The 18412-nt window shown below is 41.8% G+C and carries 14 protein-coding genes; 4 read left to right on the forward strand and 10 right to left on the reverse strand.

Annotation, left to right across the window (positions count from 1 at the left end; genetic code table 11):
• Positions 1 to 41: 41 nt before the first annotated feature.
• From FQ083_RS05715 to FQ083_RS05740, 6 genes are all read right to left on the reverse strand, one after another.
• Entirely contained in the window at positions 42 to 767 is a 726-nt protein-coding gene (locus FQ083_RS05715; RefSeq protein ID WP_149409176.1) for a DUF3726 domain-containing protein, read from the reverse strand.
• Positions 751 to 2481, reverse strand: a complete 1731-nt coding sequence (locus tag FQ083_RS05720) for a hypothetical protein (RefSeq protein WP_149409177.1) — start codon at positions 2479 to 2481, stop codon at positions 751 to 753. The genes FQ083_RS05715 and FQ083_RS05720 overlap by 17 nt, the downstream gene beginning before the upstream one ends.
• A 102-nt stretch (positions 2482 to 2583) precedes the next feature.
• Positions 2584 to 4263, reverse strand: coding sequence for a BCCT family transporter (locus FQ083_RS05725; RefSeq protein WP_188004075.1), 1680 nt, complete (start codon positions 4261 to 4263; stop codon positions 2584 to 2586).
• 290 nt (positions 4264 to 4553) lie between these two features.
• Positions 4554 to 5543, reverse strand: coding sequence for a membrane dipeptidase (locus FQ083_RS05730; protein ID WP_149409178.1), 990 nt, complete (start codon positions 5541 to 5543; stop codon positions 4554 to 4556).
• Positions 5544 to 5635: 92 nt separating this feature from the next.
• Positions 5636 to 7111, reverse strand: coding sequence for an aldehyde dehydrogenase family protein (locus FQ083_RS05735; protein ID WP_149409179.1), 1476 nt, complete (start codon positions 7109 to 7111; stop codon positions 5636 to 5638).
• Positions 7112 to 7183: 72 nt separating this feature from the next.
• Positions 7184 to 7573, reverse strand: coding sequence for a RidA family protein (locus FQ083_RS05740; protein ID WP_011514136.1), 390 nt, complete (start codon positions 7571 to 7573; stop codon positions 7184 to 7186).
• A gap of 170 nt (positions 7574 to 7743) precedes the next feature.
• Here FQ083_RS05740 and FQ083_RS05745 point away from each other — a divergent pair, with 170 nt between their 5' ends.
• Positions 7744 to 8634, forward strand: coding sequence for a LysR family transcriptional regulator (locus FQ083_RS05745; protein ID WP_149409180.1), 891 nt, complete (start codon positions 7744 to 7746; stop codon positions 8632 to 8634).
• A gap of 552 nt (positions 8635 to 9186) precedes the next feature.
• Here FQ083_RS05745 and FQ083_RS05750 read toward each other — a convergent pair.
• Both FQ083_RS05750 and FQ083_RS05755 read right to left on the reverse strand, forming a co-directional pair.
• Entirely contained in the window at positions 9187 to 9465 is a 279-nt protein-coding gene (locus FQ083_RS05750; RefSeq protein ID WP_011514138.1) for a peptidylprolyl isomerase, read from the reverse strand.
• A gap of 416 nt (positions 9466 to 9881) precedes the next feature.
• Positions 9882 to 10295: an organic hydroperoxide resistance protein gene (locus tag FQ083_RS05755; protein WP_020443961.1), complete on the reverse strand. Its 414-nt coding sequence runs from the start codon at positions 10293 to 10295 to the stop codon at positions 9882 to 9884.
• A gap of 172 nt (positions 10296 to 10467) precedes the next feature.
• Between FQ083_RS05755 and FQ083_RS05760 the strand changes: the two genes are divergently transcribed.
• Positions 10468 to 11322 carry an AraC family transcriptional regulator gene (locus FQ083_RS05760; RefSeq protein WP_149409181.1) on the forward strand — a complete coding sequence of 285 codons (855 nt, stop codon included), beginning with the start codon at positions 10468 to 10470 and terminating at the stop codon, positions 11320 to 11322.
• Positions 11323 to 11587: 265 nt separating this feature from the next.
• On the opposite strand, the gene truC is transcribed toward FQ083_RS05760, so the two are convergent.
• Positions 11588 to 12358: a tRNA pseudouridine(65) synthase TruC gene (truC, locus tag FQ083_RS05765; protein WP_149409182.1), complete on the reverse strand. Its 771-nt coding sequence runs from the start codon at positions 12356 to 12358 to the stop codon at positions 11588 to 11590.
• A gap of 411 nt (positions 12359 to 12769) precedes the next feature.
• On the opposite strand from truC, the gene ppc reads away from it, so the two are divergent.
• Positions 12770 to 15550, forward strand: a complete 2781-nt coding sequence (gene ppc / locus FQ083_RS05770; protein ID WP_149409183.1) for a phosphoenolpyruvate carboxylase — start codon at positions 12770 to 12772, stop codon at positions 15548 to 15550.
• A gap of 121 nt (positions 15551 to 15671) precedes the next feature.
• On the opposite strand, the gene FQ083_RS05775 is transcribed toward ppc, so the two are convergent.
• Complete coding sequence (locus FQ083_RS05775) at positions 15672 to 16397, reverse strand: GntR family transcriptional regulator (protein WP_133105025.1); 726 nt, start codon at positions 16395 to 16397, stop codon at positions 15672 to 15674.
• Positions 16398 to 16738: 341 nt separating this feature from the next.
• Here FQ083_RS05775 and FQ083_RS05780 point away from each other — a divergent pair, with 341 nt between their 5' ends.
• Positions 16739 to 18028 (forward strand): SLC13 family permease, encoded by a 1290-nt coding sequence (locus tag FQ083_RS05780; RefSeq protein WP_011514144.1) that lies wholly within the window; start codon positions 16739 to 16741, stop codon positions 18026 to 18028.
• The last annotated feature ends 384 nt before the right edge of the window (positions 18029 to 18412 follow it).

The raw sequence follows: 18412 nt of genomic DNA on the forward strand, positions 1-18412 counted from the left end.
TCTATGGTCGTTTGAGCAGCAACGCGTGCTTGCTCTACAACCTATATACCTCCTGCCCCTTTACTTGATGCTTCACTGTTTTCGACCAATATTGCTGCAGCGCTTTTTCTCAGAGTTGCCCACTGCCCATCATCAACATAAATACCTTCTTTCCATGCCCTTTGATGGGTTGCATACAATTCATCTGTTGATAGTTTACGATCAAAACACTTAATATCCTGTTCAATATCAAAGTTGGTTGTTGATAACTCAATGACCATGTCATTGGTATTATAATTTGCCTGCGCTTCATTAAAAAAATATAGATCAGGATAAACAAATCTTTTATCTAAAGTAAATATCGTATGCTTGGGTGCGCTACCATTGTCCCACTTCGCCAAACAAGCAATGCCTTTTGCTGCCAGTTTTGCAAGCTCACTATAAGCCAGCCAGCGGTTATGACAATTTTGCAAATACACTTTAAAATGATTTCGACTGCCCATCTTTTCAATCATATAATCCATCACTGCCGGTAAATGACAGACCAAACTGCTCCCATGCAAGTCTAATCTGACTTCACCCTCGCCTTGATAGATGATATCAATCGCAACATCACGTTCAGACAAAATAAAAGGACTGGCATTATTGAAATGCAAAATACCGTTTAGACCAGCCATCTGTAGCTCAGCTACCATGGAAGCAATAAGGTCAGCTTCACCTACTTCACGTTGCATGCCCAAAAAAGCTTTATTCACCATGGTCACTATTTCGTTATGCGATACGATCATGGGTTAGCCCTCTTTTCGGTACAGATAAATTTGGTAACAAAGGAAACAGCCACTCATCGCTGTGTACTTCAGCAAACAAAGGCGCACCTTGGAATAGCGTGACACGCACCCAGCGATCTGATCTTGGATCGAACTTAGTCGCGCCAAACATAGACAATTTACAGCGTAACAAATGCATTGGTAATGCCGTTTTTTGCAGCACATTAATCTGAATATCACCCATTTTTTTATGTCCCATTGTCCAGACGCGCCGAGCAATTGAGCGATACTTTGGTTGCTTTAAGATAAATTCTGATAACAGTTGCTGTGGATCCGCTTGTTGTAATGCCAGATATAATGTATTCGCCTGCCTACCAATATCTAACAGGAATTCCTTATCATCGCCACGCTCTTGTCCGCGTACACCCATTCTTGGCTCTTCTTTATCTTCTGAGCGATACCAGAACCAATAGACATTATCTTCTGCCTCAAAATCAATACTGATCGCCCATTGATAACGCGCTTCTAATACGTCAATCAAATCTTGTACGACTTTGCCACCGGGCAGCGACATGGTTTCATCAGCATTGGCTTGCCCTGCAAACGCATCAACAAGCTCAGGATACAGCTCCATCAGGCAAGAGGTAATGACCTCTTGGCTCTCAAAACTAAGGTGTGCCTGACGCTGTAAAAAATCAGCCCACGTAACACATCCTTCAATCTGGCTCATAAAGTTGTTTTGTAGCTTATTCAGCTCATCAACGACGGTACTATTCAGTAGAATTTGCGGCCCATTGATAGTCACCACTTCAGAGAAATGCTGGATAGCGCGCTTCATTAAGTTTGAAAGCTGCTGGATTTTATTATTACGATCATCTTCAATATCACAGACCAACACTGCTTGTAGCGCGCCTTCACGCGCACTCAGCCATTGATCAACGACACAAGGATGATTGATGAGATAAGGCGCCATGCCAAGACCAGTCGCATTACCTATGCCCAGATACTGCTTAATCTCCGGATGCAAGCTGACCGCTTTAGCACCGCCCTTTTTTTGAGCCAAGTAATCGACCCAGTCAAGGCTAAACTCTCGAATGAGATACACGGCACACATCTGGGCGCGAAAAGATTGATTAAAATCCTCGCTGTGATCTAGTGGTTTAAAGTCATAAATACCAAATTTACCGTTGCCATAAACTGCCGTGGTACGCAGGATATAACCCACTTGCGCAAGTACGTCCAAATCAGGCTGCTGACCTTCAGCAAGGGAGCTGACAATATGATCAAAGACCCGCACGCTTTTATTGGCACGTGCCAGCACCATCACCATGTTGGAGTTACGACCCGCTTCTTGTAATGGCACATTGGCTTTTAGGTTTGCCAGCAGCTCGTCCCCTATCTCTCCATAAACGAGGGCAAAGGTGACATCCCATTTTTGCGCAATGACGCGATCATTACGCTCTTCATCAGCAATCTGATTGCAAAATACCACCAAGTGATAGACGTGTTCAGGCGTTTGTAAACGATAGATGACCTGTCCATAGCCGTCGTTATCTAAATCCCACAGATGCTTGCTTAATGTCCAATGCTCTTTGTCGATTTTGCGCAATAACGTACGGACGAAACTAATACGCGTTTGGTGCATAGCGCCCAGTCGTTCAGAATGCATCACCACATCGGGTGTACGGAAGCCGACTGCATCTAGCTTATCGTTGTTTGGCAAAGTATGTTCCATATAACTATCACCTTCAATAATGTGTTGAACCAACCACCTTTTAATACTGTAGATTTGCGGTTTTTATGAGCAAATAAATGATCATTTATAATAAAGCGCTACCTAGTCGATTTTTTCATTTTTTTCGACAAGTTGCTCTTCGATAAGTTGATGAGCAGTTTCCACTCTATTAGGGCGATAAAGATCTTGATCCCTTGCCATTTGCTTAGCAATTTTTGGTCCATTCCACAATGATGGCAGCAAAACAAAGGAGACAGGCACCGCCGTAATAACAATAAAGGATTGTAACGCCGTTACCCCGCCTGCACCAAGTGAGATAAGAACAATCGCCGTGACCCCCATCATCACGCCCCAAAAGGTGCGAATAATAGCATTTGGCTCTCTCTCACCACTGATAACGACACTGATGGTATAGGTCATCGAATCACCGGTGGTAACAATAAAAACCATAGTTAGAATGATAAACAATAAGGAAGTAATTAAAGGAAATGGCAGCTGCTGAGTGATGGCAAGCAATGCTCCAGGAAGATTAAAGCCTTCAAATGCTGTACTCACACTACCAGGATTGGCAATCTCAAACGCAAGACCCGAACCGCCGATGACCGTGAACCAAAAGCAGGTGACCAATGGCGCCAAAATGCACACGGTCGTAATCAATTCACGAATCGTGCGACCGCGTGAGATACGAGCGATAAATATCGCCATCATCGGGCCATAACCCAAAAACCAGCCCCAAAAGAAAACCGTCCAACCACCAAGCCAAGCTTCATCACCGCGATAGGTTGCCATCGGGATAAAGTTTTGTACCATGGTACCAACACCTTGAATGTAACCATTAACAATAAATTTGCTAGGACCAAACATCAAAATGAAGACCATCAGACCAAAGGCCAATATGACGTTAAAACGACTGAGCAGCTGCATACCTCGAGCAAGACCACTAATGGCTGAGAGCGTATAAAGTGCAATAGCAAAGATGATAATGATAAGTTGGGTAGTAAAGGTATCAGGAATACCAAACAGCGTATTTAATGCATAGCTGGTTTGTAAGCCCAAAAAACCAATAGGACCGATCGTACCGGCAGCCACAGCGACAATACAGCAAGCGTCGATAATTGCGCCCGTATGACCTGTAAGCACACGCTCACCAAACATAGGGTATAAAAGCGTACGCGGTTTCAGCGGCAAGCCTTTATCATAATGCAGATGCATCACCACAATAGCCGTCAAGCTACCGACAATTGACCAAGCTAGAAATCCCCAATGCATAAAGGACTGAGATAGCGCATTGAAAGCGCGTTGTTGGATATCAGCGGTTTCAGCATAGACAGGCGGTGCGCTAACGAAATGAGCGATAGGTTCAGCGGCTGCCCAAAAGACGCCGCCGCCAGCAAGCAGCGTACAGAATAGAATCGCCATCCATTTAAAACCGTCCATCTCAGGCTTCGCTAGATTACCTAAAATGACGCGTCCCGTGCGACCTGCGCCGACTGCGAGTGCAATCACAAAGGTCGCTAACAATAATATTTGCCAAAAAGGACCAAAGACCGTTGCCGACCAAGAAAATCCGATATTGATGAGTTTTGCCAAGCGCTCTTCAGCAAAGATGGCCATAAGAACAAACACAATGATAAAGCCGCCACTGTACCAAAATGCTGGGTTTTTTAGCCCTAAAGTATCTAATGGATTGTCTGCATGTGCTAGAGCGTCTGCTATTTTATCGGTTTCGTGAGAGCGTCCTTGCTCATGTTGCTTACTGCTAAATCCTTTTAAATCAGCCATGATGTGATTCCATATGATAATGTTGCGTCATTTAAATTGGCGTTTTATCTAAACCGTCTTACCCATCTATACTTTAATGATTGACTTTAATGCTTGTTACTTTGAGTTTTAGCCAGTCTTCTAGAAAGCTATAGTCAGTCCTTAATAAAAGAAATACAAATATTATCAATCACTACTGGGGTTAATTTTTCTTGCTTGCTGTGCCTACGCAGACAGAGGCTGCGAATAATGAACCCCAGTAGTTCCGTACTCTTTTAAAAGTGGATCAACTATACCTAGGTGCCTAGCATTTATACTAAAGGCTTAATGCCACTCTCAAGAAAATTAAACCAGTTTTGTCCGATGATTTTTCCAGCATCAGCATCATTAAAACCATGTTTGAGCAGACCGTTATAAATATTTTCCATTCCGTCCTTGCCTGCAAACCATGGCAAAGTATCCGGCCAACCTGAATTGTTGGCATTACCTTCGCCATAATCCATTGCCTTTGACCAGCGTCCATTGCGCATCCATTCAAGTACCGCTTGCGGTTGATTTAGGCACAAGTCACTACCAATTGCTAAATGCTCAACGCCATATTTATCAGCACAATCAGCAATCATGCTGCAAAAATCTTTGAGCGTGCAATCACTACCATTCGGCAGATGAAACGGATATAAGCTAAAACCTAACAGCCCGCCTGCTTTGGTCAAGGCACTAATAACGGTATCAGATTTATTACGCAGCGCATCGTGTGCAGCCGTTGGATTGGCATGACTGATACATATCGGGCGCGTAGAATGCTCAATCGCTTCAAGCGTTGAACGCTCTGCGCTATGCGACATATCAATAATCATCCCAACCCGATTCATCTCTGCTATCGCTTGCTGACCAAAGCGCGTAATACCACTGTCATTGTTCTCGTAACAACCCGTTGCTAGTAAGCTTTGGTTGTTATACGTCAGCTGCATGATCAGTAGCCCTAAGCGGCGCATCACGCTGATAAGACCAATTTCATCATCAATCGGTGAACAATTTTGCGCGCCAAAAAGGATACCGACTTTACCTTGCTGCTTTGCCCTCTCAATATCAGTAACTGAATACACTGGTAAGATAAGATCTGAGTTTTGCTCAAAGCGTGCATGCCATTCTGCAAAGCGTGTCATTGTCTGCCGCGAATCCTCGTGATAAACCAAGGTAGCATGTACCGCATTGATACCGCTGGCTTGCAGCATTTTGAAATAGTCACGATCCCAATGGCTATACTGTAAGCCGTCAATGACGATATGGTCTTGATACATGGTTAATTCCTTTTATACTTTTACGAATGCATTGTGGCAGGAGAATCTTTACCAGCCACACATCACTATTAGCACCTGTCATTAACTGACTTTTAATAAGCCTTTTGATAAGCCGTTTTGACAATGGTATAAAACTCTTTAGCATACTGACCCTGCTCACGCGGGCCAAAGCTAGACTCTTTACGACCACCAAACGGTACATGATAGTCCGTACCAGCAGTGGCTAGATTGACCATGACGCAACCTGCTTGTACTTGCTCTTTGAACATCGCGCTATTACGCAAGCTTTGGGTAATGATGCCGCCGGTGAGACCAAAGCGAGTATCATTGGTCATCGCAATCGCTTCCTCTAAACTGCTGACGCGCATGACACAAGCTAGTGGCGCGAATACTTCTTCTTGATTGATATCCCAGCTGTTATCAGTCTCAGTAAACAAGGTAGGCGACATATAATAACCCTCATGTGGCATATCTAAACGCTCGCCACCAAAGGCTAAGTTCGCACCGGCTTGCTTGGCTTTTTCAATCCAGTCTAGGTTGGATGCAAGTTGCTTATCATCAACCACAGGACCCATAAAGATACCGTCATCAAGCGCATGACCAACTTTTAGGGTTTTCATCTTTGCAATGACACCATCGACGAAAGCATCATGAATACCATCCAGGACAATCAAGCGTGAAGATGCCGTACATTTTTGTCCTGAACCCCCAAATGCACCTGCGACCGCCGCATCAATAGCGACTTGTAAATCAGCATCATCAGCGATAACCAAGGCATTCTTACTGCCCATCTCAAGCTGGCAGCGCACAAAGTTTGGCGCGGTTGCCGCAGCCACTTTACGACCGGTTGGCACAGAGCCTGTGAAGCTGACCGCATCAATGTCTTTTGAATGAATGAGTGCATCACCAACTGATGAGCCGCCCCCTAATACCAAGTTAAATGTGCCTTCAGGCAACCCTTGACGATGAATGATTTCAGCTAAGGCGACCGCACTGGCTGGTGTTAAATTAGCAGGCTTCCAAATGATGCTATTGCCAAATGCTAAGGCTGGGGCTATTTTCCACACAGCGGTTGCGGTTGGGAAGTTCCAAGGAGAGATAATCGCGACGACACCGACTGCCTCACGCGTTACTTCCACTTTAACCCCTGGACGTACTGAATCCGCAGTATCGCCCATTTGACGCAACACCTCAGCGGCATAATAATGGAAGAACTGACCTGCACGATAAATCTCACCACGACCCTCAAGAAATGGCTTGCCTTCTTCACGTGACAATAAAGTACCTAATTCATCGCAACGGGCAATCATCTCATCGCCAATCGCCTGTAGAATAGATTGCTTCTTCTCTAACGGCGTTGCCTCCCACTTTGGCTGCGCTTGGCGGGCAGCAGCAATAGCGTCCTTGACTTGATCGCTACTGGCTTGGGCGAACTCGCCGATAGTTTCAGTGATATCAGACGGGTTAATATTAGCAATAGTATCGTTACCCGCTTGCCACTCACCATTGATATAAAGTGATTGCTGCGGGTCTTGCTGTAATACTTTTTGTATGTTTTGAGCTGACATAGTAGCGTCCTCAGTTTATTAAAATTCAAGTGATAAAATGATTTAAAGAGCTGTATAAATATAGTGGAAAAATTATGGTACGTTCGCGTATACGACTAGCTCAACCAACATCTCTTCACGAGCAAGTCCTGCTATCACTAAAGCCGCGCGATTTGGATAGGGTGCTGTAAAATATTCCGCATAGACTTGATTGACCGTTTTTAGATATTCACGATCAGTAACATAAATGAGTACCTGTAAGACTGAGTCCATGCCTACATTGGCACATTCTAAAGTATGCTTTAAATTATCAAGGGTTTGCCGAGTTTGGGCTTCGATACCACCTGCAACCACATCACCGTTTTCATCAATAGGAATTTGCGCGGTGTATAACGTGCCATTACTCGTGACTGCCCATTCAAGAGGTGCTTTTGAGGCATAAAGTGAAGTCTGAACCGCTTGTTTGGTTGAGGGAGTCGTCATATCGTCATATCCTTTGAATGAATGGTTTGGCAATTTCTGTGTTATTGGTTATCCTACGCAATAAATAATGACAAATCTAACTAATTAAATATTAAATATGATAGATTTAATCTATCGCTATAATAGACAGTATCTGATCAACAGCAGCAAGCACAAAGGCACTAACGATTATGAAACTACAACAGTTACGACATTTTTTGTTTGTGGTAGAAGAAGGGGGTTTTCGTGTGGCAGCCAACCGCGCCAATAGAACACAGGCCGCATTATCCGCCTCTATAAAAGAGCTGGAAAAAACACTGGATCAGCGTTTATTCGAAAGTGGTAATAAAGCAACACTGACGCCGTTTGGGGAAAGTTGCTTGCCAAAGATTCAGCAGTTCATTAGTGTTTATCAAGCGTTTGAAGAGGACTTAAGAGCGACCGCAGCAGGCGATAAAGGGAAGATAAGAATTGCTAGCGTACCATCACTGGTGACTAAGCTACTACCTAGCGTATTGGTCGCCTATTCAAAGAAATATCCTGATATTGAAATTGTTTTGATAGATGATAACGCGGTTGGCGTTGCAAACCGGCTGCTCACGGGCGAGGTGGATTTGGCATTAGGTAATTGTACGAGTATCAATCAAACAGATATTGATTTTACCGCACTTATATCAGACCCTATCGGCGTGGTTTGTCTTAAAAGTAATGCGCTGAATCATGAATCGCGTCACTCTCAAGGGCTAAAATGGCAACAACTCATGGCAGAGCCTTTTATTTATAATGGCACCTGTCGATTACTTGAGAACACACCCGCAGAAGTGCTCAATCGCAAAGCTCGCTACACAATAGAAAATATCACCTCACTGTTCTCATTGTTAAGAAACGATCTTGGTATCACCACCCTACCGAAACTCGCCTTTCCCTCTAATGAACCCGAGCTGGTTTGGATAAACTTACTTGACCCTTCTTTAAACAGACAAATCGGCATCTTTAAACTGGCTGACAAATCTATTTCCCCGCCCGCTCAAGCTTTTTATGAGCTATGTGTGACCTATGTCCAAGAGCACTATCTATTGTGATGCATCCAACAATAAAGCCACTGATTGCGGTATTGTTGTCTTAATTAGGGAGTAGTGACAGACTTAATGAGTCATCACAGACGAAGACTTATCATCAAAGTAACGTCTAAAGATGGAGTGAACTCATTGATACCAGCGATACGTGATAGCGCTAGTTGTAACTAGCTCGAAGTGTGGCTGCAGCGCGGCATCAACTTGTGATAAATGTGATAGGTGTTAGAAATGCTGTGAGTGTGGTGAAAAGTAAATGTCGCCATCACTTTTAAACCTTATAATGCATAGCCATGTACAATATCGATGACACATAAAAAACAGCCTATAGAATCGATTCTGTAAGCTAATAAAATCAATACATATAAGATATTGTCGTATTATGATATTTGGTCGACTTACTTTGAACGATATAGGGTGTTGTCAGCAATTCAAGTCTGCTTATGCCTACCAAATATTTAGAAAGCCCCAGTCTAACGACTGAGGCTTTTTTTATTAGGGCAATATGGGATGTACCGGAAAATACTAGATTGATATCAATCAAAGCTTCGACTCTAACTCTTACGTTCTGTAAAGCACTTTAACCACATGCCAGCCAAATTTGGTTTTCACTAAGTGTGGAGTGAGGAGTTCGCCGCTGAAGCAAATTTTATCAAATGGCGGTACCATATCGCCTTGTTTAAACTCACCTAAGCTGCCGCCTTTTTTAGCTGAGGGGCAAGTTGAGTATTTCTTAGCCAACACATCAAACATGTTGCCTTTTTTAAGCTTGGCAAGGATATCTTCAGCTTGTTCTTTGTCTTTTACTAAAATGTGTAATGCGCTAGCTGTACGAGCCATAAGGTAAACCCTTTATAAAATATCGATTATCGGAGCATTATATCATTACTTACCTTAGTTGCTAACTTTACTGGTCTGCGCTACTTCATCAAAAGTCATTATCTGCCTTTTGAGTGTCAGTACCATATATCTAGCAGACGCCCATAAACAGTTTAATCTGAGCTAAAAGTAATTGGCAGCTTATGTACCCAGTGCTTATACAGTCGATTTATTAATTCGCTGCTGGCCATTGCAACTCCCTCAGTGGCAATCAATGAACTGGTACTTGTGTAAGAATTTTAGTATTTATATTACAGTATTTATATTGCTTAGTACCATAAAAAATTGCTTGGCTACTCTAGTTAGCCAAGCAATTTTAAATTTTATTATTATTGTGTGATTTCTTATCGTTATTAGCTATTAAGTACAAATGCTATTTAAACAACGGTAACATGCAAGCGCACATCAACATTGCCACGAGTGGCATTAGAGTATGGGCAAACTTGATGAGCGGTCTCGATTAGAGTTTGTGCTTGCGATTCATCAATACCAGATACTTCGACAGACAGCTCTATATCTAAGTTATAGCTATTATCAGCTTTCATACCAATACCAACTTGAGCAGATGTTTTCGAAGCGGTTACCGGTAGTTTCATTTGTTGTGCTGTCATGTTCAGGGCACTATCAAAACACGCAGCGTAACCCATCGCAAACAGCTGCTCTGGATTCACCCCCTCTTTATCTTTTTCCTGAAATGATACCAAATCAAAACCGAGCGAACCATCGTCAAGACCTGTATGTCCAGAACGACCACCAGTTGCTGTAGCACGAGTTTTATAAAATATTTTCATTATGCGTTCCTTATTTAGATTCATTGAATATGATTAAAATCAGACTTGATGCGTCGTGATAGGATTATTATAGATGCGCAACCAATAATTCGTTAGAACAGTCCTACGAAACTCTTGCCTAATTATCCAAAAATTTATATTATCAAGCAAACCTTAAAACAAGAAAAAAATTATGCAGTTAAAGACCATTGAGCAGTTACTTAAAATATTACCCAAAAATAAAACGATCGAATCTACTATTCCAAACTTATTTTTCTATTGCGCTGACAGACCAAGTAAAACCGTCAGCTATATTCAAGAGCCTAGCATCTGTATCGTCCTACAAGGCGAGCGCGAGATTTACTTAGGAAAAGATTGCCAAAAATTTGACAATAGCAGCCTTATGTTTTGCCCTGTCGATATTCCTTTAAGTATGCATATTAAGCATGCTTCGTCAGACCATCCTGTCATCGTTTTATCAATGAAATTAAATCTTGTGATGATTCAAGAAGTACTCGCTAGAATACCGCCTCAACAACAAGTAAAAGAAGGTTATTTGGGAATAAAATGGCAATTAGATGACGCTATAATGCAAGCGTTTGAGCGATTGGTAAACTTACTTGATTGTCCAAATGATACTGATTTTTTATCTTCTTTAATACAGCAAGAAATTTATTATCGCATGCTCTCGGCACAACAAGGGAATAAGTTGCGACAACTGGTTATCAACGGCAGTCATACTCACCGTATTGCACAAGCAACCGATTGGCTAAAAACGCATTTAGACGAACCTGTGGTGATTGGAGACTTGGCGAGCCGATGTGGTATGAGTATCTCAGGTTTTCACCAACACTTTAAAGAGATTACACAGTTGAGTCCGCTACAGTATCAAAAAAAATTACGATTAATGGAAGCGAGGCGTCTGATCATAACCAATGACTCTCAAATATCACAGATTGCCATGCAAGTAGGATATGAAAGCCCCAGCCAATTTAGCCGAGAATATAAACGATTATTTGGAAACAGTCCAAATAGCGATTTGAGTTAAGAGGTTGAAAAAAATGGTGAAGTTATTACTGCAAATGAGCATTTTTGAAATGGTAATCTTCCAAGTTGATGTCTTCCAAGTTAATGTCTACGAATTTGACAGCAAATGTCAGTTCAAGTCCTCACTATGAACCTGAACCTGAACCTTCGATTGCAGCACCCGTATTTTCGGTCTTTATTATTTTAAAACCCGCTAACTACACTAAGACCTGTATGTCGACTTCTTTAATATGACTTTTGAAGATAAACCCTAAACTTTACGCTGGTTAATCTTTGGCACTCTCTACCCAAGCAAACTCTTCCAAAATGCGCATCCATTGATCGTCTAATCCTGCTTTTAACAGTAATGGCTCACCGGTGACCGGATGGCTGAGCGCTAAACTCTGAGCATGTAGCAGCATGCGAGTACAATCATAGTGATTACGAAAAAATCGTGTGTGACGTATATCGCCGTGGCTGGTATCACCCACGATATGATGGAATAAATGTCTCATATGCCGACGCAGTTGATGCTTACGTCCGGTCTCGGGGGTTAAGCGCATTAGACTATAGCGGCTAGTGTCATGCTTTTTTGACACCGCAAATGGCAACTCAATTTGTGCCAAACTTTGCCAATGGGTCACCGCTTCTTGAGCAGGTTTATCCAAATTAGCGAACTTATCGGCAATAGCATCGGGCTGAAAGCTCAACGCATAATCAACGGTGCCTTGTTCTGACATATAGCCACGCACCACAGCTAAATATTGCTTGGTCACTTTGTGTTCAGTAAAAGCCTCCGTAAGGCTGCGCGCCACGGCTGAGCTCTTGGCAAACAACAACACGCCTGACGTAGGCTTGTCTAATCTATGCACCGGAAATACATGGCAACCTACCGCATCACGGGTGAGCTGCATGGCAAAGCGTGTCTCGCCTTTATCCAGCCAACTGCGATGCACCAACAGCCCAGCCTCTTTATTAATCGCCACCAGAAATTCATCTTCATAGATGATTTCTATTTGATTAGCGATTTGATTGGCGGTGTCGCTTTCGATATTCATGTTTTCAGTGCCTATATTTTAGATATCATAATTATATATCTTTTTTAGCAAACGCTACCAATTCACGTATAAAAGGTATTCCAATAATTTTGCCCATATTTCTGACCTATCCTATAACTTTCAATCTCACACGCTTTTAACCGCCTCGGTATTGCCGCTAACTTAATCCGCTAACTTCTTTAATATGCGAAGTCACCCATGCTACACTTTAGAAGATAGCTTACCAGCCTTTATCGCCTCATTACTGTGCTGATTCGCTTTTATCAAAAACACTAAGTCTCTGATAAAAGCGAATATTAATCCTATTCACTGCTCATTACTAAACATTATATTAAGCAGTATTTTTCTTTATACAAAATTACAGATTTGCTGCTTCACTATTTTTTAATTAATTTAAGGAGAAGGTCAAGGATGATAATAGATAATGACATATTACGTGAACGCATTAGTTTATTAGGCTCCTTCCTAGGGGATGCGATTTCTCGCCAGACTGGTGAACAAACGCTGCATACTATTGAAACTCTGCGCAAAGGTTTTATTCAACAGCGCCGTGAGCCCAATGAAGCTCATAAGCAGAAGCTCATCGATTTTATTGCCTCTTTGGACAATCAAGCCTTAAAAAATGTCATCCGCAGCTTTTCTATCTATTTTTTCTTAGCCAATCTAAGTGAAGAGAATTATCTACGTGAAGAGCGCCATGCATTACGTATGCAATCAGAGCAGAGCTGGGAAGGATCGTTTCGCCGTACTTTACTAGAGTGTCGTGAGCGCAATATTGAGCCAGCACAGATGCAAGAGCTCATTGAGCAACTAAAATTCATGCCTGTATTTACCGCCCATCCTACCGAAGCGCGTCGACGTACAACGATGAACTTATTACAAGGTTTATTTACGCATAGCGATGCCTTAAATAACGTTGCACAAAACAGTTTTGCCTACGAGCAAGCCAGAGAAAAAACGGCGCAAACGATTGATCTGCTATGGTCGTCTGATGAAGTGCGGACGCGTAAGCCTTTGGTCTATGACGAAATAAATAATGGCCTGCATTATTTCAATGCCAGTTTATTCAACGCCATTCCTAAGGTTTACCGTAACATTAAAAACGCCATTATTGATATCTATCCTGAGCTAACAGACTACCCTCTACCTGCTTTCATAAGCTTTGGCTCTTGGATTGGTGGCGACAGAGATGGCAATCCCTTTGTCACTCATGACACCACAGAAATGGCGGTATTGATGCATGCAGATACTGTATTGCGTCACTATCAAGTGTTGCTTAAGAAACTACGTCGTCAGCTTATTCATAGTGATACGATTGTTACTATCGAACCTGATGTGTATGCCAAGATTGAAAGTTATAGTGAGCTCGACAGACGAGTCTTTGATTACAATCTTGATGATTACGGCAATGAACCTTATCGCAGATTCCTCTCCTTAATCCTGAATAAAGTCAAAGCCACCAATCTTCTAATCCAAAGCAAAGGGAATGATAGTGCGGCTAAAAAAGATGCCTACGCCAATCCACAAGAACTATTAGAAGACTTACGCATCATCCGTCAAAGTGTGAATACTCATGATACTGCACATGGCGAAGGCTTATTACTCGATATAATACGTTTGGTAAAGACCTGTGGCTTCCATTTGGCAGCGCTCGATATTCGCCAAGAGTCGTCTTATCATAGCGAAGTGATAGCCGATATTTTTGCCAATGCTTCTAACTTGCCTGACTACCAAAGCCTCAATGAAACCGAGCGCCAAGAGTGGTTGACGCGCTTGCTTGAGAAACCAGGCACACCGCTTATTTATACCGATAATTTAACGGATAAAACCCGTGAACAATTGGCCTTGATGCACTCAGTAGCGACTTTACGCAAACTGGTTGGGCAAGATACTTTTGGCAGTTATGTTATCTCAATGACCAATAACGCCAGTCAATTATTAGAAGTATTGCTACTCATGCGCTTTGCAGGCTTATGTAGAGTGGATGACGAAGGGCGACTGTCTGCCGACTTGCCAGTAGCCCCCTTATTTGAGACGATAGAAGATCTTAAAAACATCGATAAAATTCTACCTGAAGTTTTAGACAATCCATTATATCGAGGGTTGCTACGACACTCAGATAATACCCAAGAAATCATGCTGGGCTATTCGGACTCTTCAAAAGACGGAGGCATCATTACTTCTGCATGGCAGCTTTATAGCGCACAGCAAACCATTAACCGTATCGCAGAAGAATATGGCATCAAAACCCGCCTATTTCATGGTCGTGGTGGCTCTGTCAGTCGTGGTGGCGGCTCAACGCATAAAGCGATTGCCGCGCAACCTGCCGGTACACTGCATGGGCAAATCAAAGTGACCGAACAAGGCGAAGTCCTTTATGCCAAATATGCCAACACTGATACCGCTGTATTTGAGCTAACCATGGGCATTACTGGCACGCTTAAAGCTTGCTCTTCAAGATTCGTGGTGCAACCGCCTGAACTGCCACATTATGAAGCGCTCTTTGCGCGTTTAGCAGATGCAGGTGAGCAGCGTTATCGCAAGCTAACGGATCATACCGAAGGGTTTTATCAGTTCTACTCCCAAGCGACGCCAGTAGCAGAAATCTCCTTATTAAATATTGGCTCACGCCCTGCCCATCGTAATAAAGGTCTACCAAGCAAGACGACTTTGCGCGCAATTCCTTGGGTATTTGGTTGGTCATTAGCGCGCTTTACGCTGCCCGCTTGGTATGGTGTCGGCAGTGCGTTGCACAGCGTCATCGATGATGAAGCACTGATGAAAGAAATGATTGACTGCTGGCCATTTTTTAACGTGTTTATTAGCAATATTGAAATGGCGTTTACCAAGTCTGATATGAGTATTGCTCATGCTTATAGCCAATTATGTGACGATGAGATATTACGTGAACAGATTATGACAGCGGTGACGCATGAGCACGAGCTGACCTATTCAGGTTTAAACTCCTTACTTAACCAAGAGTCGTTATTAGAGCATCAGCAGAATCTTGCCGCTTCTCTTGAATGGCGGAATGCGTATTTAGATCCAACCAACTATATCCAAATTGAGCTATTGAAGCGTGCCAGACAAAAAGACGCGACAGGCGATACCAATTATGGTGACCTCGACGTTGAAGATCCATTAATCCGTAGTATTAATGCCTTGGCAGCAGGTCTACGCAATACAGGGTAATGGATAAAACAGAAAAATATATGCAAAAAAGACAGTACTTTTAGTATTTCCTAAAGGTACTGTCTTTTAATCTGTTTATCTCAAACGGTCACTTAATTATCGATATAGGTTTAATAAACGCCTAAATAATATTGATTTCATAGCTGAACTTCTCTGCCAGCCCATAGGATTCTCTATATTCGATAGGATCGCCTTCTAGATTCTTCGCAATGCGGCATACCTTAACTAAGTTTTCTTGCTTAGTGTTGCCCAAATAATCGTCGCTGTGATCGGTTATAAAATACAGCGTCTCTACAGCAGACGACACAAACTGACCACACTTGGTATAGTAAAATGGATAGAGAAGATTCTCGAAATCTTCAGGATTTAAGGTTGCAAAAGCTTGGAAGCGACTCTTAGGTAACCAAATCTTTTCACTTAACAAGACTCTGTCTTCAACCATACGCGTACGCTCTATATAAATGAGCGCTTTGTTTTTACCTATATTTAGTTTTTTATTAATGTCATCAATACCGTCTATAACCATGATTTTTTTAATTATGCCCGTCGGTGTGACATAGCGAGCATCTTTATCACGAAACTTAAAAAACCTTAATAGTGAGCTTGCAAAATCTGGACGTTTTAAGAAGGTGCCTTTGCCTTGCTGCTTTATTAACACCCCATCTTCTACCAATTTTTCGACCGCTTTTCGGACGGTTCCTACAGATACTTCATACTTATCTGCAAACTCCTGCTCCGTCGGTAAGGGTGTGTTTTCATCCCACTTACTCTCTGTCAGTAACGTCTGTATATGCCATCGCACTTGCTCATAACGTGGCATTTTAAATTCTTTGAAATTATTTAGCATTTTTTTCACCACAGTGGAAAGGTTTTTATTAACTGTTTCAATCTCGTCAAGCACTGCTATTGCTGTAAAACTACGTTATCTCTGATCAACTTCTCTTAAACTTTCAGCGCATTTGCTAGGTATCACATTAATATTAAAGCATTATTATATTTTTATGATTAATCTTTCCTAATTAACGCCAACTTTTTTGCTATCATTCTATTCAAACAAATGCACTTTGAAGATTTATAAGCTCTTCTAGTCCAGAAAACCCTGTGTCAATATTAGCGTAATACTCTTTACTCTGTAAAAACTGCTATGGTTTTTTATAGAATTCATACAGTTAAGGTCAAGGAGTAGTCGTGACTCTTTATATTCTAGCCGCCATCGTGATATGTATCATTTTGGGCTATACCACTAAGATTAATATTGGCCTATTTGCTATTGCATTTTCATATCTAATCGGTTGTTTCGGTATGGGGATGAAGGCACATGAAATTGTTGAGCTATGGCCTCTCAAAATTTTCTTTGTTATTTTTGCGGTGACTCTTTTCTACAACTTTCCCCTAGCTAACGGTGCTTTAGAAAAGCTATCTAATCATTTAATCTATAAGTGCCGTCACTTTCCCGCATTCTTACCTTTGGTTATTTTCCTTGTGGCCACGATTATTGCGGGCTTAGGCGCTGGTTATTATACGGTCTTAGCAACGATGGCACCTATGATCCTGCTGTTGTCTAAACGCACTAACTTAAATCTTGTCATTGCTACTTTATCAGTGAACTATGGTGCCTTAGCGGGTGCTAACTTTATCACCTCACAAAGCGGTGTTATTTTTAGAGAGCTGATGCGCGGCGCAGGCGTCGCAAATGATAATACCTTTACTTATGTGTTAGGGATATTCGCTGTCACTTTTATAATGCCTATGATTGTATTGGGTGCTTATAGCTTTATCAATGCCAAAAACAGCAAAATCGCGATTCAGACGACCATACCAGAACCCTTTGACAGTAAGCAAAAACAGTCTCTTATACTGATTTTTATTATGATGGCTATTGTACTTATCGTGCCCATTTTAAATTTACTCATGCCACAAGTATCAGCGATTCAGTTTTTGAACGCTCGGATTGACATTGGTTTTATCGCCATATTTTTTGCTTTAGTGAGCTTATTTTTAAAATTAGGCGATGAAAAAGCAGTGATTGCTTTAATACCTTGGAATACCCTCATTATGATTTGTGGTGTTGGTATGTTAATCAGCCTCGGAGTAGAAATAGGCGTTATTTACGAGCTGACAGAATGGCTAAGTACCAATGTACCTATCTGGATGATACCGATTTTAGTCTTTGTGATTAGCGCCATTATGTCGATATTTGCTAGTACGCTCGGGGTAGTCGCCCCTACTTTATTCCCTATGGTCCTGCCCCTAGCCGTTGCCTCTGGACTAAGCCCTTTATTACTATTTACCTGTATTGTTGTGGGGGCGCAAAGCTCATCACTCTCGCCTTTCTCATCAGGAGGTAGTCTGATGTTAGGCGCTTCTCAAGTCGTTATAAACAAAGACAAGCTTTTTAATGCGCTATTATTCAAGGCAGTGCCCTTAGATATTGGTATTGGAATACTCGCAATTTTACTTATCCAGCTGATATTTTAACTTCTCATAGGCAAAATATACCGTGGTTTTTTAAAATTTTTACACCTGTCTGCTATATTTTGATCCCCATATATCTATTTTTCTCACTAAATTCATAACTTCTCAAATCGTTGTCATAGCTTCGTAATGGTATTGATATCAACGTGATTTTTGATACATCTAAATCATCTCCGCCATCACTAAATCATCCTATCTATCTGTTTTAGTTAAATTAAATGTTTTCTTTTGAAGGTATTCATATCATGTATTCATCCTGCATATTGCTATAACAGGAGATATTATGCCGCCTTCAATTTAATATATTACTATAAAATTCATATATACATACATATGTTTCTTGTTATTTTTAAAATATTCTGTTACTTTTGGCAAGTGATAAATCTC

This window comes from Psychrobacter sp. ANT_H59, assembly GCF_008369225.1.
GTDB classification, from domain to species: domain Bacteria; phylum Pseudomonadota; class Gammaproteobacteria; order Pseudomonadales; family Moraxellaceae; genus Psychrobacter; species Psychrobacter cryohalolentis.